The organism is Streptomyces sp. NPDC045955 (assembly GCF_056430805.1).
Window position 1 is genome coordinate 1 of record NZ_JBWKKY010000025.1, and the last position, 20283, is coordinate 20283.

Genomic DNA, 20283 nt, shown 5'->3' on the forward strand with positions numbered 1-20283 from the left:
GGCCCTGCCTGATCTGCGCCAGCAGCGGAGCGTCATCCAGGTTGAGCACCTTCACAGCGATACCGGTCTCCTGCGTGAACGGCGTGTAGATCGCCTTCTGCAGAGCCGCACCGTAGGAACCACCACTGTCACGGACAACCACCGTCTTGCTGCCGCCCTTGCCCGAGCCGGACGAGACACGGCTGGTACCGGTGCCGCAGGCGGCGAGAGAGGGAAGAGCGGCAAAGGCGGCCAGGCCGCCCGCTCCACGCAGGAGCGCTCTCCGGCCGATCATGGAATCACTCATGGCAATACTCCTTGTCCAAGGACGTACGGGAGAAGCTGTGCGGGGAATTACCTCGCGGGTGCGGGGGTGGGATCGTGCAGGGCGGCGAACGCGGACAGGAACCTCGCCCGCTTGCGTTGCCGGTCGCCGCTCTGGGCGCGTATTCGCCGTGGGTCGAAGTCCCCGACGACCTTGTTGTCGGGGCGACGCCGGCTAGACGGCCAGGTGAGCGGCGGTGGGGAAGGTGGAGCCGTCGCAGATGGTGACCAGCAGGGTGGCGGTGGTCCTCAGCGCGATGTGTCGCGGTGGCGTCGGTGTGGCCGGGGTGGCGCGGATGCGGTCCTCGGCGCGGGCGCACTTTGGGTGGCGCAGTTCGAGTGCGGCGATCGCGGCATGCACTCGACTCGTGGTCGTCGGGGATGCTGCAAGCGGCGGTCGCCGGAGGCAGAAGGCGAGACGGAGAGCAGGTCGTTCAGCCCCATGCTGGGGGCGATGCCCAGCATGGGTGTTCAGAAAGCGGTGTACCCGCCGTCGACGGGGAGGACCGATCCGGTCACGTACGACGACTCCGTTGATGCGAAGAAGAGGACCGCGTCGGCGACCTCTTCGGGAGTGGCGAGGCGCTGGAGCGGGATCTGGGTCTCGCGCTCGCGGCGGTAGGCCTCGGGGTCGGAGCTGCGCCGGAACGATGCTTCGATGGTCGGGGTGGCGGTCAGACCCGGAGCGACGACGTTGACGCGGATGTTGCGCGGCGCCCATTCGATCGCCGCGCCCTTGGCGAGCATGATGAGGCCTCCCTTGGCGGCGGAGTACAGGACTTCACCGGGCTTGCCGACCATGCCGAGCCGTGAACTGACGCAGACGAAGGAGCCTCCTGTCTCGGGCATCAGCGGCGCGAAGTGCTTCATCACCAGGAACGCGCTGAGCAGGTTGCTGTCGAGCACGTTCTTCGCGTCGTCGTAGGGCATCTCGGTGAGCGGACTGCTGGCCTGCAGGCCGTGGTTGAGGACGACGACGTCGACGGTGCCGAGGGACTCGGCGGCCTGCTTGGCCAGGTGCTCGACGAACGCCTCGTCATTGAGGTCCCCAGGAACATACAGGTCGTCGAGCTGGGCGGTGTCGAGTTGCTGCTTGCGGCCGGTGAGCAGCAGCCGCGCGCCCTCGCGGCGGAAGTGGGAACTCACCGCCTGCCCGATGCCACTGCTGGCGCCTGTCACCAGGGCCGCGAGGTTCTTGAGTCTCATGTCAGGCATTCCTTTGCGGAGGTCGGTCGGGTTGCGGGCTCTGCTACGAACATCTCGTCCCGCGGGCGGTCAGTTGAGGAATCCGCGGGCGTCGACCGGCCAGCGCTGCAGCGACGTGCCCGTGCTGTCGGTGACGATCAGTTCCTCGAAATTGATGACGACGGGGCATACGTGGTTGGGCACCACCGGTACGACGGTGCCGACGCTGGGGCGGAACTCGCCGTCCGGCAGCGGGATGAATCCGTGGTACTCGTTGAGCTTGGCCAGGACCGCCTTCGTGCCGGCGATGCCGCCGTAGCCGAGCTCGGGGCTGCCTTCGCGGCTCAGGGCTTTGGTGCCCACATCGAGGATGACCTGGTCGGGGACCCAGTCGCTGACCACGGTGCCGGCGACGAACAGTGCGATCTGGTCGTCCGTACAGGAGCCCAGCCGAGCGTTGTTCAGATCGCCGAAGATGTACTCGCCGGGACGGATCTCGGTGATCACGGTGCTGCTGGTGGAGAACTCGACGGTGGGCGTGGAGCCAGCGCTGACCACCTCCGCGGTGACCCTGACGTCGGCGAGGCTGCGTACCGCGGTGGTGAGCGCGGCTTCCTGGTCCTGCGCGGCGCGCCGGCGAGCGTCGCGATCGGCGCTGCCGTGACCGGGATAGGTGAAGACGCCCACCGGCACCAGACCGCGTTTGCGGGCGGCGAGCGCGAGGTCGCCCGCAGCCTCGGGTGGCGCCCCGGAACGACGGGCGCCGCAGTCGACCTCGATCACGACCTGGAGCCGGTCCGGTTCGTCTCCCATCGCGTCGGCGAGAGCCTCGATCGCCGCGGCGTTGTCGACGCCGACCCGCAGCCGGGCGGACTCGGCGAGCCGGCGGATCCGGGCCCCCTTCGTTCCCGCGGGCCAGATCGGGTAGGCGAGAAAGATGTCGTCGAATCCGGCCGCGGCGAAGACCTCGGCCTCACCGACGTTCCCCGCGGTGATTCCGACCGCGCCGGCCTCGATCTGGCGCCGTCCGATCTCCACACACTTGTGCGTCTTGACGTGCGGCCTGACGTCGAGGTTGTGCTGGGCGGCGAAGCCCTGCATGCGGTCGATGTTGTCTTGCATGACGTCGACCAGCACGATCGGCGCGGGGGTGTCGACCCGCTCGACCAGAGCGTCGAGTGCTCGTTGGAGCCGGTTCACACTGCCCTCCTTGTGGTTCTGCCTGGGAATGATCGAGGGGCGCGGTGCTGACTTCCCCGGATGCCGAACGTGCACGGCCCGCGACATCGCGCGCTCGCGTACCCCGCCGTCGCGTCCGCCCTACACCGCGGTGCAGACCATCTGGATCTCGACCGGACTGTTGAGCGGCAGCCCGGCGACACCGATCGCCGTGCGAGCGTGCCGTCCGTTCTCGCCCAGCACCTCGATGAGCAGTTCACTGGCCGCGTTGGCGACTCGCGACTGCAGACCGAAGTCCGGCGTACTGGCCACGAAGACCAGCATCTGCACGATCCGGATCCGGTCCAGATCTCCCACCGCCTGCACAGCGGCGGCGAGCGCGTTGAGCGCGGCATGGCGCGCGAGCTCCCGCGCCGTCTCCAGCTCGACCTCCCGGCCGACAATGCCCTGACCCAGCAGCTCACCGTCCCTGTAAGGCAGTTGGCCCGAGATGTGGATGCTTGAGCCCACCGTCCGGTGGTCCACGTAGTACGGGTTACTGGCGAGGACGGGCAGGTCCAGGCCCAAGGCCTTGAGCCGATCGGAAGCCGAGCCGGTGTTCACTGCCGAAGTCACGGGCCCGCTCACCGAGCCACCGCCGTGGACGGCGTGGGGCGTACACCCTCGCAGCTGGCCCCGAGAACCCGCTTCGCATGAATCTTGATCATCTGTACTCGGTTCTCCTCTCGAGTAGCAGGGGCGGAGAAGCGCCGCATGGTGGCTTAAAATCACCACCAGATTGTCGTTTGTCGACCATATGAGGGCCTGTCGAGAACTGTCAATACACACTTCAGCTTCGAGCGCGACCTGGAACACCGCGTGCGGCTCGATCCGCCCTTGCTGCACGCGACGGTCGACGCCGTGACCCGGCTCACCGGTCTCATGCGGTTCGGTGTGGACGAGATCCCCGTGCCACGAGGGCGGCTTGACCTGCTGCCCGGTTGTTCCGGCAAGGCCTACAGCGACTGGCTGATGTTCCACGGCCGGAAGAAGGCCATGACGTCTCACTTGAGGATCAGGTCGCCTGCTGGACCCTTTCTCCATCGTCAACTCGGCACCCATGCCGTCGACGACGTCCACCGCCGGGTTCAGGGCGACAGGAGATCACGGCTACCGCGGCCGTAAGAAGGACCCGCTCCCCGGCATCTTGACCGTCCTGCGCCGCGGCGCCAAAACCTCACCGCCCGTCGGCGCGTACCGCTCGAGCGGACGATGGTGGCGGTGCGCCGAGCAACTCCGATCCGGATACCAGGAGAGTCGAGGGCCGACGAGTCGGCGAAGATCCTGACCGCCTGCCCTGGCCTGCCCGATCCCCTGGACCAGGCGACTCGGCGAGGCCCTGAAGCAGTGCCGCGAGGTGTTCCCGGCCTACCGCGAGACCGGCCGCGCCGACACCAGAGCCGCCGTCAATGGCCTCATCGAGCTTCACCGGCGCGTCGCCTTGCGGCTTCAGGAATCCTGCCGACCAAGGCACCCGGCGACAGCTGCCTCCGGTGTTCGGGCCGGCGGTCCGGCCGACCGCATACCGGTGCTTCGCCCAGGGGGCGATGCCAAGGACACTGCTGGGTTGATCCTGACTTCACGGTGGCGAGCCGGCTTGGGCACTTCACGCAGGCGGCATGGCCTCATGCGTGCCGGGGCGCGCCTTCCCCTTGATCTCCCGTCTGGGCTCCCAGCCCCATGGGGAAATGGGCAGCCAGTTCCTGACGGAACGCGTCGGTGTCGCCCTCCAGGGCAACCGCGGCCAACCTCTCGTGCTCGACGACCAATTGATGCGGGTCGTCGCTGTAAGTGCGGTGATCGACGCTGAGGTGGAGGCGCAGCTTGGTCTCCCAGCCGTTCCAGAGACTCTGCAGGACGCCGTGCCCCGAGAGATCGTAGAAGAGCCTGTGGAACCGAAGGTGCGCGTCGATGCTGGCCGGGAGGTCGTCCTTCTCCATTGCCCGGCGGAGATCCTCGACGGTTTGCAGCAGCTTGGGCCGCTCAGGGCCGCGCAGTGCTTCGGCCGAGAGCTCGGCGGCGTACGGCTCGACACGTAGCCGCACCGAGTCGATCTCGGCGACCTCACGAGCGCTCACCTCTACGACGAACGCCCCACGGTAGGGGATCTTGACGACGAGCCCCTCCTCCTCCAGCTTGGTCAGCGCCTCGCGCAGCGGGGACCGGCTGATACCGAGATCCCCGGCGATGTGTGCCTCGCGCAGCTGGCCACCAGGAGGTACGGTCCCGTCGAGGATGGCAGCACGCAGTGTGCGGTAGACACCGTCCGGCGTCGTCATCCGCTGCTCCTGCCACTCGAACTTGTGGTCCACCCCGTCGCCCTCTCTTGCCCGTTGCCGACCGCTTGGTCGTTTGTCGACTATACCTCCGCTGATCTGCATCGACACCTCAAGTTGGTTGTCTGCGCCCCAGGTCGGCGTCTCGGAGGTGCATGTGGACCGGCAGCCGGGTGCAACCGGCCATGCAGGCGCCGTGATTGGTGCGGTAACGGACCGAGGCGGCCCTGCTGGGACGTGTCCAGCAGGGCCGACGTGGTTGACCGGGCCGCGGCGGAAGCGGATCCGGCAGGACTCGCGCAGCACGGTGCGTTGAATCCGTTCATGGACTTCGTTGCGCCGTGGAGGCCGGGGCGGGATCCGGTGAGGGACGATCCTCCACTCGGCGACTCGCGCCTTGAACGCCTTGTGTGTGGGGGGGCGTGGCTCAGGGGGCCCCGGATGTGCGGCGCAGCACCCGCGCCTCCGCACGCCAACTGTTCGCCTTCTTCGTCCAGTCGTACCAGGTCTTGCGGGAGGCGCCGAGCTTCTGGCAGATCGGTGACGTCTCCGATCCTGGCGGCGTGCTCGATCACCCGCACCGGCGGTCGTGCACCACCTCCCCGTGGGTCACGGAATGGCCTTGTTCTCTGCATCTCAGCGATCCGGAGACTGCCTCCCGTGACCCGCAACCGCACGTGGGCGTCAGGGGCGGGGCAGGCCGAAGAGGACCGGGAGGTCGGCGATGTCGGTGATCCGCTTGTAGCCGAGCCAGTGTTCGTCGTGCTCGAAGCCGCGGTCGACGTACACCTTGTCCTTGATGCCCAGATTGGCCGCGGAGCGCAGGTCGTACATCGGGCTCGCGGAGACGTGCACGATCTCGTCGGGTGTCACGCCGAGCTTGTCGAACGTGTACTCGAACGCATGGAGCCGCGGCTTGTAGACGCCCATCTCCTCGGCGCTGATGACGACCTCGAACGGGGCCTTGAGGTTCTCCGCGAGGCGCACGGCATGCGCGGTGTCGCTGTTGGTGATGATGACCAGCGGGACTGCCTCGGCCAGGCGGTTCAGCGCCTCGGTGACACCGGGGTACGGGCCCCAGGTGGGGATGATCTCGTACACCGCTCGCGCGTCGTCCTCGCGGTACTCGAGACCCACCCTGCGCGAGGCGCGTTCCATGGAACGAGCGACGACCTGGTGGAACGGCTGGTACGCGCCCGTGCACTCGTCGATCCGGTACGCCTTGCAGATCCGCAGGTACTCGTCGGCGACCTCGGCCGGCAGCCGGTCGCCCAGGACCTCACGCATCGCGTCGTTGATGCTGAACTTGATCAGCGTCCCGTTCATGTCGAACGTGACGAACTTCGGCTTGCTCTCGAACTCCATGGGTCTCTCCAGTTGCCGATCGAAGGAGCCAGGCTCTGTCGCTTGTCGATTGTCGACGATAGGTTTATTGTCGACAACTGTCAACAGGCCCGAACTTCCCTCAGGCCCACTCTGCGGAACCCTCGAAAGGGCCTGACCCACGCGCCGCGCGTTCACGACGGACGGCACTGGCAGGAGAGAGCAGCGACATGAAGTTCACCCCTTACTGGCTCGACACCGCTCCCCAGGGTCCGGACCGGTCCCGGACCGAGATCGGTGGGCGCGTCGACGTGGCGATCATCGGTGCCGGCCTGACCGGCCTCTCGGCGGCACTGCATCTGGCGCGCAAGGGTGCCAACGTGCACGTCTTCGAGAAGGACACGGTCGGATTCGGGGCCTCGGGCCGCAACGGAGGCATGGCCACCACGGGCCTGTCGATCGGGTTCCGGCAGGCGGTTGCCCGCTACGGGTTCGACACCGCGAAGGCGTACCTGATGACCTACCACGACGCGGTCGACACCATCGAGAAGCTCGTCGCCGAAGAGGGGATCGACTGCGACTTCGCCCGCACGGGCAAGCTGGTCCTGGCCTCCAAGCCGGCCCACGTCGACGGTCTGCGCAAGACCCACGAGATCATGTCCGGCCGCCTCGGAATCGAGACCCGGCTGATCCCCAGGAGCGAGCTCCACACCGAGATCGGCTCCGACCGCTTCCACGGCGGGCTGTCCGACACCAAGAGCGCTGGGCTGCACGTCGGCAAGTTCACCAAGGGCCTCGCCGAGGCGGCCGCGCGGCTCGGCGTCACCCTGCACGAGAAGGCACCGGTCGAGAAGGTCGAGCGGCTGGGCGGCACGCGGCACGAGCTGGTCACTGCGCGCGGGACCGTCCGAGCAGATCAGGTGCTCGTCGCGACCAGCGGCTACACCCGCAGGCCGTTCCGCTGGCATCAGGTCAGGCTGGCGCCCGTCGGCAGCTTCATCATCGTGACCGAGCCGCTCGGCAAGGACGTCTGCGACGCGCTGCTGCCGAACCGGCGGATGGCGTCGAACACCTTGAACCTGCTCAACTACTTCCGGATCACTCCGGACCACCGGCTGCTGTTCGGTGGCCGCGCCCGGTTCGCCGGATCCAACCAGCAGTCGGACGCGAAGAGCGGGCGCATTCTGCACAAGGCGATGACCGAGACCTTCCCGCAGCTTACGAACACGCGCGTCGACTACTGCTGGGGCGGCCTGGTCGACATGAGCATGGACCGCATGGTGCACGCCGGCGAGCAGAACGGGCTGTTCTACTCGCTCGGCTACTCCGGCCACGGCGTCCAGATGGCCACCCACATGGGCAAGCAGATGGCCGAGTACATGAACGGCAGCCTCGACGCCAACCCCTGGTGCGATCTGCCCTTCCGACGGATCCCGGGCCACTTCGGCCCGCCCTGGTTCCTGCCCTTCGCGGGCGCCTACTACAAGTTCAAGGACCTCATCAAGTAGGCGTGAAACAGAGATGCTGAGCAGATGGGCGGTGGACGTATGACACCCCTCTCGCATCACTGGTTGTACGTCTCGCCGGATCGCCCCCGGTCTGTGGGTGGAGACCTGCCCGGGATCGACAGGCCCGTGCGCTCCGACGCCTCCGGGCGCAGTCCTGGTTTGGCTCCCGGTGGATGAACCGGGCTCTGGACGACCGGCTCCTCGGCGGACTCCTCGATGGTCTCGCGGTAGTACTTGCCGAGGCCGTCGAGCGTGTGGCCGCGCTGCCATCGACGCCGAGGCGCCGGGTGCTCGGCGAACCTGTCGAGCGGATCCAGCCCGACCTGATCACCCGCAAGGGGGAGAGCGTCCGCAGCGAGCATCTACCGTGCTCGCTGCTGGGCTCAGCCAAACCCATTTGTTGCAGTTCCAGCCTGAAATAAATACTGTTATCCTGACAGATGAGTCGAGAACTGTCCGGCAAGGCGGGAGACACCGATACGGACCCCTTCGAGCGTGCCCGGGCGGGAGTGACGGATCCACCGGAGCACCCGCTTCTCACCGCGTCGAAACCCCTGGTCGGACCACCCACATCGGCCCCTGCCCGAGCGGCGTACCGGGCTCGCTATGGTCATCACGTGACCAACCCGACCTCACGCGACTACAACAAGGCATCAGTCCTCGACGTGGTCCTCTCCCACGCGCCCTTGACGCGGAACCAGCTCATCGAGCTGACGGGCCTGAGCAAGGCCACGGTGTCCAGAGCGGTTGAGGAACTGCGTGCCGACGGCTTCGTCGTCGACAGCGGGGTCGACGAGATCACCGGCCGCGGCCGCCGCTCCACCTATCTGGACCTGCCCGGCACGACAGGGCACGTCGCCGGTGTCAGCTTCGGTGCCCAGACCACCGGTGTGCTGGTGACCGACTTGAGGGGTCGTGAGATCCAGCACGTGACGGTTCCCACCGCCGATCACCAGGAGGTCGAGGGCGCCGCGCGATGGCTGGTCGACCTCATCGCGCAGGCCACCCGATCTGCGCAGGGTCCTCTGCGTCAGATCGTTGCCGCCGTGCCCGGCCGGGTCCGGGGCGGCACGGAGATCTTCGGCCCCGCGGAGCCGGCGAAAATCTTCGCGGGCTCAGGCCTCCAGCAAGCCGTCGAAAACCTGATCAAGGCCCCCGTGCTCCTCGACAGCGATGCCAACGCGTCCCTGCTCGGGATCCTTACGAACGACGCCACCATCAAGAACGCCGCGCTCTTCAGCGTCAGCACCACACTGAACTTCGCCAGCTGCACGGATCGCGAGCTCGCACGGGGAGGCACACCCACCTTCGGCGACATCGGTGTGCTCTCCTCCGGAGTCGGCGACGAGAACCTCGACGAGCTGCTGAGCACCCGAGGTCTCCTCCGGTTCGCCCGCAAGCAGGGGCTCGACCTGGAGCGCATCGAGGATCTCTGGCTCCAACCGCACACCGAGGCGCCGCACGCCGAAGTGCTGCAGGCGTTCACCACCGCGATCGTGACCGCTGTCAGCGTCGTCGCCGTGACGCTCGACCCGGAGTCGGTCTACTTCGTGGGCCGGCTGCGCCCGCTCGTCGATGTCGTCCTTCCCCAGGTGCGCGGGCGGCTCGACCAGAGCCTTCCGGCGGTGCCGGAGATCAGGACGGGTCCGCATCAGATCGGTCTGTCGACGGCACAAGGCGCGGTCTACGCATGCCTGACGATCGTTCAGGAACGGCTGCGTGACGCCGTGCTCGGAGCACGGCAACAGAACCGGCTCTCGGAGAAGTCCGCACCGGCCTTCTGAGCCGACCGCCGGCAGGCGAGACGCTCCGGGCCCGCAGGTCAGGACACGGGGAGGGCATCGTCGGCCGGGATGTCGCGACAGCAGGCGGTGCGGGTCTGGTGCCTGCACGGTCGACGTGGCGATCACTGGGCGGACGTAAAAGTTTCTAGTTTCAGATTGGAACTGGAATTAATGGTGGTATGGTTCCGGCCAACGCAGTGAGCAACCCCGGAACAAGACTGAAGGTGTGCCTGCCGATGACTTCGACGCTGAGTCGGGCGATAGCCCACTACCCCAACCGGTTCGACCCCGGGGTACTGGGCGAGCTCCCCGAGCACCTCCGAGAGACCATCCAGCGCCGGAACAAGGTGCTGGGCCCTGGCTACACGCTGATCTACAGGGAGCCGGTCGAGTTCGTCTCCGGTCACGGGGCCCACCTGATCGACCGTGACGGCAACGACTACCTCGACGCCTACAACAACGTCCCCTGCGTCGGGCACGCCCACCCGCACGTGGCCGAGGCCGTTGCCCGCCAGATGGCGGTGGTCAACACCAACACGCGTTACGTCCAGGAAGCGCTGGTCGACTACGCGGAGCGGCTTCTCGCGACCTTTCCCGAGGAGTTGTCGAAGCTGAGCATCGCGTGCAGCGGCTCGGAGGCGAACGACCTGGCGGTGCGGGTGGCGAGGTTCCACACGGGCGGTGAGGGCATCATCGTCACCCGCTGGGCCTACCACGGCATCACCCGCGAGGTGGCGAGCTTCTCGCCGACCCTGGGCGCCGGCTCGCCGCTGGGCCCGAACGTCCGGCTCATCGACGCTCCTGACCCGCGCCTCGTCGCGCCCGGATCCACGCTCGACGAGCACATGCGGCAGCAGGTGCGCGGCGCGATCGACGACCTCGAGCGCCACGGGTACCGGCTCGCGGCCCTGATCACCGACTGCGCCTACAGCAGCGACGGCATCTTCACCGACCCGCCCGGCTACATGCAGGCCGTGGTGGAGGAGGTGCACGCGGCCGGCGGTGTCTACATCGCGGACGAGGTCCAGTCGGGATTCGCCCGGCTCGGGGAGTCGATGTGGGGCTTCAGCCGCCACGGTGTGCTGCCGGACATCGTCACCATGGGCAAGCCGATGGGCAACGGCCTGCCGATCTCGGGTGTGGTCTTCCGCCCCGAGGTCTGCGAGGAGTTCGGACGCAACGTCCGCTACTTCAACACCTTCGGCGGCAGTTCCATCCCCGTGGCCGCAGGCGCCGCGGTGCTGGACGTCTTCGAGAAGGAGAACGTGCAGCAGCGCGTCCTGGAGAGCGGCAACGCTCTGCGCGCGGGGCTGCGGGAGATCACCAGGGATTCCCCCTACGTCGCCGAAGTCCGCGGCGCCGGTCTCTACGTCGGCGTGGAGATCGTCAAGGACCGCCAGACCCTCGAGCCCGACCGTGCACGTGCCGAAGACGTCATCAACGACATGCGCGATCGCCGCATCCTGATCAGCGGCACGGGCACGTCGGCGAACACGCTGAAGATCCGCCCTCCGCTGGCCTTCGACTCCGCCGATGTAACGCGATTCCTCGAGACCTTCGCCGAGGTCGCGAAGAACCGTCTGTGACAGGCTGACCGAAGGGACTGACCGTGAACACCTCACCAGCTACGAACCATGCTCAGCGGCTCCTCCAGGAGAGCGGCCTGACGTCGTCCCACGAGCCCATCGACGTGATGCTGGTGAGCATTCTCCTTGAGGAGCACTACCGCCTCACCGGGCGCTTGGGGCGACTGGCGACCGAGAAGGACGACACGTTCAGGCTCAGCACCGACTCGAGCGACTACCTCGTGAAGGTCTCACCACCTGACGAGGCGGAGGCGGTCGTCGCCCTCCAGACCGCCGCGATGCGCCACCTCGAAACCACCGCTCCGCACTTGCCTGTCCAGCGGGTGAAGCTGACCGCCGACGGAGACGACCATGTCACGATCAGGCTGAACGACGGCAGGACTCGCAGCATGCGGGTGTTCGACTTCGTCGAAGGCCAGGTCCTGGCCGATGTGAACCCGGACGCGGAGCGGCTCGCCGAGGCGGGCGAGATGCTGGGGCTGATCGACGTGGCGCTCAGGCCGTTCACGCACCCGGCGGACCGGCGAGGTCTGGCGTGGGACATCCGCCATTTCCACCAGCTGACCCCACTGGTCGAGCACACGCCGAGCCCCGAGCACCGCCAGTTGGCCCAGTCGGTCTTCCGGCTCTTCGGCGAAAACGTCGTCCCGAGGCTGAGTGATCTCGAAACCCAAGTGATCCACGGTGACTTCAGCCCTTACAACATCGTGGTGGATCCACAGAGCGATCACTTCGTCACCGGTGTCATCGACTTCGGCGACACGGTGCGCAGTGCGGTGATCTTCGACCCCGCCGTTCCCATGGCGAACCTGCTCGGCAGGACGCCGGACCATCCCTGGCGGGACGCCTGCGCCTTCGCCGCCGGCTACCAACGCAAGCGGCCGATCCAGGCCGCGGAACTTCCGCTGCTCCCGGTTGCCGCGTTGGCACGACTCACACTGCGTGCGCTGATCACCAACTGGCGCGCGGAGCGCGCACCCGAACGGCGCGAGTACCTCCTCGGTCACGCCAAGGACGACTGGATCAATATCGAGCGTTCCTTGACCGTGAGCCTGGACGACGTCGTCGCGCACCTCAGGGAGGCCCGTCACGGGCATTCCTGAAAAGCCAGTCCCGAACATGTGCGGTTGCCCTCAGAACGAAGGCGGTCACGATGCCCCATACGGCCAGTGTTGTCACGGCCACGCCGCCGAGGAGGATCCACGCCTGCGAACCCGCGGATCTGAGCGGGACGAGCCAGGCCAGGCTGGCCAGCGCCGCGACGGCAAGGGACGGCAGCATCCGCGGTAGTACCTGATCGACGAAGCCGTACCCCTCGATCATGGTGGGCGTGCCCTGCCGGACGAACCAGTGCTCGGTCCGGCGCACCACCGCTTCGGACACTGTGAACGGCATGGCCGGTCGCCCCCTCACCACTGTGTGACGGACCCTCTGAGCAGCAGAGCGATCGCACACTACGTCAAGAGGTGTGGCTGGTGAGAGGGGCACCGGCTCCGGCGAAGCCGAGTGACGCCGGGCCGTGAACTGCTCCGGCGGTGGGCGAAGGCCGCCTTGTCAGGGGAGAGGCATGTGGGCGGGCTGTCACGCCGTTGCCAGAATGATCACGGATTCGAACCCGTGACCTCCGGCTCCTTCTGCGAGGCGACCGAGGTCCTGATCCCTTCCACGGGCTCGGACCCACTCCCCGCCCCGGTCTCTGCGATGCGGCCATTGCCCGGGAGCAGGAAGGCCACGGAGACCGCCCCCACTCCCAGGATCGCCGCGCCCACCAGGCTGGTGTGAGCCACCGCGTCCGCGAAGGACGAGCCGACCGCGTCCGCCATCCGGTGCGCGCCGTCGGTGAGTTGCCCGGCCTGCTCCTTGAGCTGCGCGGCCTGCTGCGGGTCGGTCGCCCGCGCCGCCTGCTCGGCGAGCTGCCGTGCCTGGTCGCCGATGCCCCGGGCGACCCCGTACCCGGCGGCGACCGATTCCTGTGCCTGGTTCAGCGCGTCGGCCGGGAGCTTGCTGCCGGCGGTTGCGTCCGACAGGTTCGACGAGTACGCGGTCGACAGCAGCGAACCGAGTATGGCGATGCCGATCGCCCCGCCCAGTTCCTGCGAGGTGTCGTTGACCGCGCTGCCCACGCCCAGCTCCTCCTCGGGGAACGCGCCCATGATCGCGTCCGTGCAGGGCGAGAGCGCCAGGCCGATCGCGAGCCCGAGCGTGAGGAGGGGCGCCACGAAATCGCCGTATGACGACGACTTGTCGACCTGGGTGAGCAGCGCGAGTGCCGTCGTACCGCCGGCCATACCCGCGACGATCGTCACCTTCATGCCGATGCGCGGGGTGAGGTAGCCGGTCAGGGCGGAGCCGGCGAAGACTGCGCCGGCGAGCGGCAGCATGCGTATGCCGGTCTCCAAGGCGTCGTATCGCAGGACGAACTGGAGGTGCTGGGTGAGGTAGTAGAAGGCGCCGAAGACCGCGAGGAGGAACAGGACGACGGCGATGTTGGCACCCGTGAACGCGCGGTTCGCGAAGCGGCGCGGGTCGAGCAGGGGGTGCGGGTGGTGCAGCTCCCACAGGACGAACGCCACGAGCCCCACGACCATGACGACCGTGCCCGTGAGGGCCTTGGCGTCCCAGCCGTGCGGGGCCTCGATGAGCGTGAGGACCAGCGCGGCGATCCACACCACCGACAGCAGTCCGCCGACGTAGTCGATCCGCGGCGCGTGCGTGGCCTTGGACGGCGGTACCAGGACGAAGGTGCCGGCGATGGCGAGGACGATCACGGGAACGTTGATCAGGAAGGTGGACTGCCAGCCGGAGCTCTCCAGCAGCATGCCGGCGATCAGCGGTCCGGCGGCGATGGCGATGCCGGCGGTGCCCGCCCACAAGGTGATCGCCTTGGTCCGCTCGGCGCGCGGGAAGGTCGCGGCGAGCAGGGAGAGCGTGGCGGGCATGATGAGCGCCGCGCCGACACCCATCACGGCACGAGCCGCGATGACCCCCGCCGCGCTGTCGACGAGTGAACCCCAGATCGCTCCGCCGCCGAACAGGACGAGCCCGAGAACGAGCGCGCCGCGTCGGCTGTACTTGTCGCCGATCGCGGCGAACAGCAGCATCAGGGCGGCGTAAGGGATGGTGTAGCCGTCAATCACCCACTGCAGGTCCGTGCTGGTCAGACCGAGGTCCTGGGTCATGGAGGGAGCCGCGACCGTGAGGGCGGTGTTGGCCATCACGATCATCAGCAGACTCAGGCAGAGCACGAGCAGCGCCCACCAGCGCCGGGCGTAGGGCCGGTCCATCCTCTCGACCGGTTCGTTCATGAACACACGCATGGGAGGGCGGTCCTTCCGTGAGGGGCGCGCAAACCCCCTGCGGGCAGGGGCGGGTGCACGGGGCGACAGAGGAGGCAGCGAGCTTCCGTTCGCCAGACTTTATCACTCGACAAAGTCGGAAGACCGAGTCTTGAGCTGTGTGGCTGTTGTGAGGTGGGTCGCGCAGCGGCGAGTCGCCGCTGCGGTAAGGAGGGCCCGCAGTCTCACACCGTGAGGTCGCCGGTGACCGACCCCCCGGTTTCGACAGCGGGTCGGAGGAGATGACCGCCGCCTCGGCGGCGTTCTCGACCGCGGCCGCGACGGGGAACGACACTGCCCCGCCCGCCGGTGCGGCGGGCGGGGCAGTGTCGTCCTGCGTGAGGGGTCGTGGCGCACCGCGGCCCCGCTGGAGCGAATGACCTGCGAGCGTTACGGGATAGGGAGACGGTGTCAGTTCGAAGGCATGGGCACCAGATCCAGGCGACCGCCCGCCATCGCCATCACGGCGGACACGAACGCTTGGAGGCAGGCGTGCTCGGCCTCCTCGTCGGGGTGCGAGAGGCGTTGCATCGTGAGCCCGTCGAAGCCGGCGAGGAAGAATCGCGCGATCGTTTCCGCAGGCTGGGCGAGAGACTGGCCGGTACGCCCGGCCGCCTCGGCCACCAGTCTCGCCGTCACCTCGGTCACGCTCCGGTTGTGACTCTCGAGGGCTTCGCGCAGGGCGGGGGAGCGGAGCGCGAACAGGGTCAGTTCCGAAAGGAGCTGATGGCTGGCCGGTTGCTCGCGAACCGTCTGCCACAGGGCGGCAGCCAGCGTGCCGACCGTCTCCTCGAACCCCGCGCCGACCGGTGCGGCTCGCTCGACCTGCGCGATCAGATCCTGGGTGAGCTGCTCCATGACGGCTCGGTACAGCTCCTCCTTCGTGCCGAAGGTGTAGTGCACCGTGGCCTGGGCCACTCCCAGCTCGGCGGCGATGGCACGAGTGCTTCCGGCCGCGACCCCTTCCCTCGCCATGTAGTCGATGGCCGCTTTGATCAGCTGAGGGCGGCGCTCGGCCGCGGGAACGTGAGCCATGACCGCATCATAACGACTGAGTCTTATGAACAAGTCGTTCGATGAAGTCATTCTGCGCATCGGCCGCTGTCCGTGCGGTCCGGCCGCTGGGTTCCAGTCTGGGCGCTGGGGCGCCGCATGTGGCTCCGGAAGACTTCTTGACGCGCGGGTTGCCGTGTGTCCTTCACGCGTCATGCCTTTCGGCCGAGGTCCTGGTCGGTCAGTCCGCGCTGAGGGGAATCCGCAGCCGTACGCGGTAGCCGCCCTCCGTGGTCGGGCCGGCCTCCAGGGTTCCGTGCAGGATGTCGGCCCGTTCCCGCAGACCGACCAGGCCCTGCTGTGAACCGGGCAGGGGCAAGGAGGGACGCGCCGGCGGGGTGTTGGTGACGGTCACTCCGACGTCGCCGCCGTTCTGCCACAGCTCGACGCGGGCCGTGGCGCCGGGGGCGTGCTTGCGGACGTTGGTCAGCGCCTCCTGGACCGTGCGGTAGAGAGCCCGTTGGGCCGGGGTGCCCACGGTGGGCGGGAGTTCACCCGTCAGCTGTGCGTGAGTGCCGCTGGACTCCACCAGTTTGTGCACGTCGGCCAGGGTGGGCTGAGGAGTCAGCTCGGTGGCCTGGCCGCCGGAGGCGCGCAGCAGTGTGACCATGGTGCGCAGTTCGTCGAGTGTGGTGACGCTCAGCGAACGGATCGTGCGGGCGGCCTCTTTGGCGCTCGGCTCCTGGGCGGCGACCTGCATGGCTCCGGCCTGTACGGCGATCAGGCTGACCTGGTGGGAGACCACGTCGTGCATCTCGCGGGCGAGCTGGGCTCGTTCGCGGGCGAGCACGGCCTGGGCGTGCAGGGCCCGCTCGTGCTCCCTGGCCTCCTCGATCTCGGCCAGCCGCCGCGACAAGTCCCGGTGCGCCTGGAGGAGTTGCCCGAAGAGGACCGGGACGACAGCCGTCGCGAAGCTGTACACGAAGTCGACCAGCGTCATGGTCCGGCCGGCCTCGGAGACACTGGCCAGGGGCCACGGAACGCTGCTCGCCACGGCGGCCAGGGCGACGCACACCGCGAGGAGAGGACGGTTGCGGGAGCGTTCGGCCAGGGTGAACAGCGCCGCGAGCGGGGCGACGGCGACCGGCTGCGTCAGCGAGATGGGCAGGGTGAGCAGGAAGACGCCGAGCGGGAACCGGCGCCGGAAGGCCAGCGCGGCGCAGCCGAGCGTGGCCGGCGCGACGCTGGGACGCATGTCGTCCCAGAGGTTCAGCAGCCATATGTCCGCGGCTGCCACCGCCACCAGGACGATGTCGACGACCGGCGCGGGCACTCGCTCCCACAGGGCGCGTGCGCGGTTCATCGTCCGGCCTCCGACTGCGGGCGCCGATCGAGCAGTCCGGCCCGCTGCGCCAGCAGCGCGGCCTGCACCCGGCTGGTCACCCGCAGCTTGGTGAGGATCGCGCTGACGTGGTCCTTGACCGTGCCGGCACCCAGGTGGATGCGCGCCCCGATGCCGGCGTTCGACAGGCCCTCCGCCACCAGGACGAGGACGTCGCGCTCACGCGCGGTGAGGAACCGGACTCTGGCCGCCTCCTCATCGACCGTGGCCTCGGTGCGGGGGTGGCTGTGCAGCAGGTTCCGCGATGCCCTGGGGGACAGCACGACACCGCCCGCGGCCAGGGTGCGCACCAGGTGGGCGAGTTGCTCCGGCTCGGTGTCCTTGAGGAGGAACCCTGCCGCGCCGCAGTGCAGCGCGGTCAGGATGTACTCGTCGGCGTCGAACGTGGTCAGCATCGCCACCACCGGAGCGTCCGGCATCGTCCGCAGCTCACGCAGCACGGTCAGCCCGTCGACGTCCGGCATCCGGATGTCCAGCAGCACCACGTCCGGCCGCTCCCGGCGGACGGTCTCCACGGCGTCGCCGCCGCTCGCGGTCGCGACGACCTCGATGTCCTCGGACGCGCCGAGAATGAGCCCGAAGCCCGAGCGGACCAGCGCCTCGTCGTCCACCACCACTACCCGGATCACGCGCGCCCCGCCTCACCTTCATCCATACCGTCCGACCATGCCGCCTCGACCCTAAAGCCACGCAGAGCCCCGGCGGCCCGACGAGCGGCAGCTCCAGCCACACGGCGGGGTATCACCCTCCGGGCGGCAGGGACGTCGCAGCCATCCGCCGGATACTTTTTCTGCCGTGCGCCGGGCACCGCATCAGCGGTCCGGCGCACCAGGGGTGGGCATGCGTCGCTTCGGTCAGGGACGGCTGGAGCAGTCCGCCGTGCGGTCGCGGCGGACCGGCCGGGACGAGACTCCGCCGGTCGGCAGGGTCGTACCCGCCGATCGGCGGGGCCGTTACCGAAGCCTGCCGGATGGTCCGCCCCGGGACGCCCACGCGAGATTCTCCGTATGACAAAGTCGCAGCCGCTGCAGGAGACGTCAGCTCCGCAGGAGAACTCGCCTCCGCAGCTCCGAACCCCGCCCGAGTCCGCCGTTTTGGCTTCTTTGGCTTCGCCCGGTCCCTCGATGGGACGCCTCGTCGGGGTGGACCTGGCCCGCGCGTTGGCGGTGTTCGGCATGTACGTCGTGCACATCGGCCCCGCGCTGTCGGCCACGGACGGCGTCGACAGCTGGGTCCGTTACCTGGCGGACGGTCACTCGTCGGTCCTGTTCGCCGTCCTCGCCGGGTTCTCGCTGATGCTGATCGCCGGCCGCCGCGAGCCGAAGACCGGCCTGGCCGGCCGGCAGGCGAAGGCCAGGATCGCGATCCGCGCCGTGGTCCTGCTGGCACTGGGCACCGTGATGGCGATGGAATACGGGGGAGTGGTCATCCTCGCCTTCTACGGGGTCTACTTCCTGCTGGCCCTGCCCCTGGTGCGACTGCGGGCCAGGACGCTCGCGATCATCGCCTTCGTCCTCGCCCTCGTCACACCACAGCTGTCGTTCGCCCTCAACTCGCTGCTGAGCGAGTCGGTCACGAAGAGCATCAACACCCACGACCCGCTCCACCGGCTCAGTGACGTGGGAGTGCTCGATCTGCTGTTCACCGGCTTCTACCCGGCGATCACGTGGATTCCGTTCGTGATCGCCGGCATGGCGCTGGCCCGCCTCGACCTGTCCCGGGCCGCCGTCCAGTGGCGCCTGGCCGCGCTCGGCGCCGCCCTCACCATGGCCGCGTACGGCATGTCCCTGCTGCTGGCCGGCAAGGACGCGTTGCGGAGCATGGCCGAAGACGGGTCGTCGTCCGGCGGCTCCGGGTCGATGCCCCTCGCCGGCGGGTCGCTCGAGGCCGATTTTCCGGCCTCGTCGCTCTTCGCGGCCGGGCCGCACAGCGGCACCACGTTCGACATCATCGGCAGTGTGGGAGTCGCGATCCTCATGATCGTGGGCGCGACGGTGGCGATGGACCGCCTCCCGCGACTGCGCCGCCTGGCCACACCGGTCATCGCCGTGGGCACCATGTCCCTGACCGCCTACGTCGGCCACTTCGTCGTACAGGGCTGGCTGCCCGGGCTCGGCGCGACCGGCGACGAGGAGTCCTGGGTGACGCTGCTCATGTTCGTCCTCGGGGCGATCGTGTTCGCCGGGACATGGTCCCGCTTCTTCCGCCGCGGACCCCTGGAGTACCTGCTCCACGCCGCCACCAAGCCGGCGAAGCACATCCGATGACGCCCGGCCGGGGTGGCTCGCTCTCGACGACCCGCCCCGGCCTGGCCCGCAGCCGTCCCTTCACTCACAGACCTGGACGTGGGGACGGCCGCCATCATGCGGAGACGAACGGCTCCGTCAGATGCGGCGTCGCCAGGTGCAGCGTGGTGGCGGTCTCGCGGCCCAGCATGCGTTCTCTTGAGTGCCTGGCCGTCTCAGGGTCGGTTTCGTGCGCGTAGGCGAGCTCGGGGTGGAGCAACTGGAGCGCGTGCACCAGGAGGTCGCCGGTGACGAGCGCCAGCTCGCGCCCGTCGGCGACCAGCACGCTCTGGTGGCCGGGCGTGTGACCGGGCGTGGCGACCACCCGCCCGGCGCGAAGCGGCGTGTCTCCGTCGAGGAGCCGGAGTCGACCGGCGGCCTTGAGCGGTTCGGTGAGGGTCTCGCGAAGCTGCGGGCTGAGCGCGTCGAGGGCGTCGAACTCGGCCCGCTGGAGGAGGTATTCGGCGTTCGGGAAATAAGGGCGGCGGCCGTCGGCCGAAGTGTCGCCGTCCACCGCGCGACCCGCCGAGGGCACGGCCGCCTCGGTGACGACCGCCCACCCGACGTGGTCGGTGTGCAGATGTGTGAGCACCACGGTGTCGACTTCGGCCGGGTCGATGCCCGCGGCGGCGAGCGACTCGGGGAGCGCACCGGGCACGGGCGCCCACGAGGCGGCCGGGCTGTCCGCCGGACCGATCCCGGCGTCCACGATGGTGAGGCCCTTGTCGCCGCGTATCGCGTACGCGCGGAACTGGAGCCGCCAGCGGCCCTCGGCGTCCACCGCGCCCGGGTCGTAGCGATCCGCCTCGGCCCACTGCGCGGCCGTGGCCTCGGGGAAGGCCTCGGTGCGCGGGGAGAAGAACGGGCCCTCTGCGTCGGCGAGGGCGATGATCTCGGTCGAGCCGATCCGGAGGCGGGGAACGCTGAGGGACATGGCCGCGATCCTGCCACGCCTGGATCTCCACCAACTGCCTTCTCAGAAATGAGCGGGTGATCTTCACGGTGCATGAGCGGAAGCGACTCGGGCGTGGCGCCGCCGAGCTCCTGACCATCGCGGAGGCCTGCGCCGAGCTCGAACTCCCCAC

General features: G+C 68.7%; 17 protein-coding genes and 2 pseudogenes. 5 read left to right on the top strand and 14 right to left on the bottom strand.

Annotated features, from left to right (window positions below; all coding sequences use genetic code 11):
- From AC07F0_RS34480 to AC07F0_RS34510, 7 genes and pseudogenes are all read right to left on the bottom strand, one after another.
- A pseudogene (locus AC07F0_RS34480) lies at positions 1 to 286 on the bottom strand (ABC transporter substrate-binding protein); the annotation flags it as partial.
- 68 nt (positions 287 to 354) lie between these two features.
- Positions 355 to 553, bottom strand: a pseudogene (locus AC07F0_RS34485) (transposase); the annotation flags it as partial.
- 221 nt (positions 554 to 774) lie between these two features.
- Positions 775 to 1509, bottom strand: coding sequence for an SDR family NAD(P)-dependent oxidoreductase (locus AC07F0_RS34490; protein WP_478983861.1), 735 nt, complete (start codon positions 1507 to 1509; stop codon positions 775 to 777).
- Positions 1510 to 1578: 69 nt separating this feature from the next.
- Positions 1579 to 2688 (bottom strand): alanine racemase, encoded by a 1110-nt coding sequence (locus AC07F0_RS34495; RefSeq protein WP_478983862.1) that lies wholly within the window; start codon positions 2686 to 2688, stop codon positions 1579 to 1581.
- A 120-nt stretch (positions 2689 to 2808) separates the two neighbouring features.
- Entirely contained in the window at positions 2809 to 3282 is a 474-nt protein-coding gene (locus AC07F0_RS34500) for a RidA family protein (RefSeq protein ID WP_478983863.1), read from the bottom strand.
- A gap of 1049 nt (positions 3283 to 4331) precedes the next feature.
- Complete coding sequence (locus tag AC07F0_RS34505) at positions 4332 to 5018, bottom strand: GntR family transcriptional regulator (RefSeq protein ID WP_478983864.1); 687 nt, start codon at positions 5016 to 5018, stop codon at positions 4332 to 4334.
- A gap of 648 nt (positions 5019 to 5666) precedes the next feature.
- On the bottom strand, positions 5667 to 6347 hold the full coding sequence (locus AC07F0_RS34510; RefSeq protein WP_478983865.1) for a haloacid dehalogenase type II: 681 nt from the start codon (positions 6345 to 6347) through the stop codon (positions 5667 to 5669).
- A 188-nt stretch (positions 6348 to 6535) separates the two neighbouring features.
- Here AC07F0_RS34510 and AC07F0_RS34515 point away from each other — a divergent pair, with 188 nt between their 5' ends.
- The gene (locus tag AC07F0_RS34515) at positions 6536 to 7813 is read left to right on the top strand and encodes an NAD(P)/FAD-dependent oxidoreductase (RefSeq protein WP_478983866.1); all 1278 of its coding nucleotides are present in this window, start codon (positions 6536 to 6538) and stop codon (positions 7811 to 7813) included.
- A gap of 56 nt (positions 7814 to 7869) precedes the next feature.
- Here the strand turns inward: AC07F0_RS34515 and AC07F0_RS34520 are convergent, their stop codons facing one another.
- Positions 7870 to 8175, bottom strand: coding sequence for a hypothetical protein (locus AC07F0_RS34520; RefSeq protein ID WP_478983946.1), 306 nt, complete (start codon positions 8173 to 8175; stop codon positions 7870 to 7872).
- Between the two features lie 255 nt (positions 8176 to 8430).
- Between AC07F0_RS34520 and AC07F0_RS34525 the strand changes: the two genes are divergently transcribed.
- The 3 genes from AC07F0_RS34525 to AC07F0_RS34535 all read left to right on the top strand — a co-directional run bounded on the left by AC07F0_RS34525 (position 8431) and on the right by AC07F0_RS34535 (position 12286).
- Positions 8431 to 9597, top strand: a complete 1167-nt coding sequence (locus AC07F0_RS34525) for an ROK family transcriptional regulator (RefSeq protein ID WP_478983867.1) — start codon at positions 8431 to 8433, stop codon at positions 9595 to 9597.
- 236 nt (positions 9598 to 9833) lie between these two features.
- Positions 9834 to 11183 (top strand): aspartate aminotransferase family protein, encoded by a 1350-nt coding sequence (locus tag AC07F0_RS34530; protein ID WP_478983868.1) that lies wholly within the window; start codon positions 9834 to 9836, stop codon positions 11181 to 11183.
- A 23-nt stretch (positions 11184 to 11206) separates the two neighbouring features.
- Positions 11207 to 12286 carry a phosphotransferase gene (locus tag AC07F0_RS34535; protein WP_478983869.1) on the top strand — a complete coding sequence of 360 codons (1080 nt, stop codon included), beginning with the start codon at positions 11207 to 11209 and terminating at the stop codon, positions 12284 to 12286.
- Here AC07F0_RS34535 and AC07F0_RS34540 read toward each other — a convergent pair.
- From AC07F0_RS34540 to AC07F0_RS34560, 5 genes are all read right to left on the bottom strand, one after another.
- A complete protein-coding gene (locus tag AC07F0_RS34540) occupies positions 12258 to 12578 on the bottom strand; it encodes a hypothetical protein (protein WP_478983870.1) in 321 nt (106 codons plus the stop codon). The genes AC07F0_RS34535 and AC07F0_RS34540 overlap by 29 nt on opposite strands.
- 206 nt (positions 12579 to 12784) lie before the next feature.
- Positions 12785 to 14500 (bottom strand): DHA2 family efflux MFS transporter permease subunit, encoded by a 1716-nt coding sequence (locus tag AC07F0_RS34545; RefSeq protein WP_478983871.1) that lies wholly within the window; start codon positions 14498 to 14500, stop codon positions 12785 to 12787.
- 429 nt (positions 14501 to 14929) lie between these two features.
- Positions 14930 to 15553, bottom strand: a complete 624-nt coding sequence (locus AC07F0_RS34550) for a TetR/AcrR family transcriptional regulator (protein ID WP_478983872.1) — start codon at positions 15551 to 15553, stop codon at positions 14930 to 14932.
- A 199-nt stretch (positions 15554 to 15752) separates the two neighbouring features.
- On the bottom strand, positions 15753 to 16874 hold the full coding sequence (locus AC07F0_RS34555) for a sensor histidine kinase (RefSeq protein ID WP_478983873.1): 1122 nt from the start codon (positions 16872 to 16874) through the stop codon (positions 15753 to 15755).
- Positions 16871 to 17542 (bottom strand): response regulator, encoded by a 672-nt coding sequence (locus AC07F0_RS34560; RefSeq protein WP_478983874.1) that lies wholly within the window; start codon positions 17540 to 17542, stop codon positions 16871 to 16873. Before AC07F0_RS34560 ends, AC07F0_RS34555 begins: the two co-directional genes overlap by 4 nt.
- A gap of 495 nt (positions 17543 to 18037) precedes the next feature.
- Between AC07F0_RS34560 and AC07F0_RS34565 the strand changes: the two genes are divergently transcribed.
- Positions 18038 to 19180, top strand: coding sequence for a DUF418 domain-containing protein (locus AC07F0_RS34565; RefSeq protein ID WP_478983875.1), 1143 nt, complete (start codon positions 18038 to 18040; stop codon positions 19178 to 19180).
- 94 nt (positions 19181 to 19274) lie between these two features.
- Here AC07F0_RS34565 and AC07F0_RS34570 read toward each other — a convergent pair whose 3' ends face one another.
- Entirely contained in the window at positions 19275 to 20132 is an 858-nt protein-coding gene (locus tag AC07F0_RS34570) for an MBL fold metallo-hydrolase (RefSeq protein WP_478983876.1), read from the bottom strand.
- Positions 20133 to 20283 lie beyond the last annotated feature (151 nt).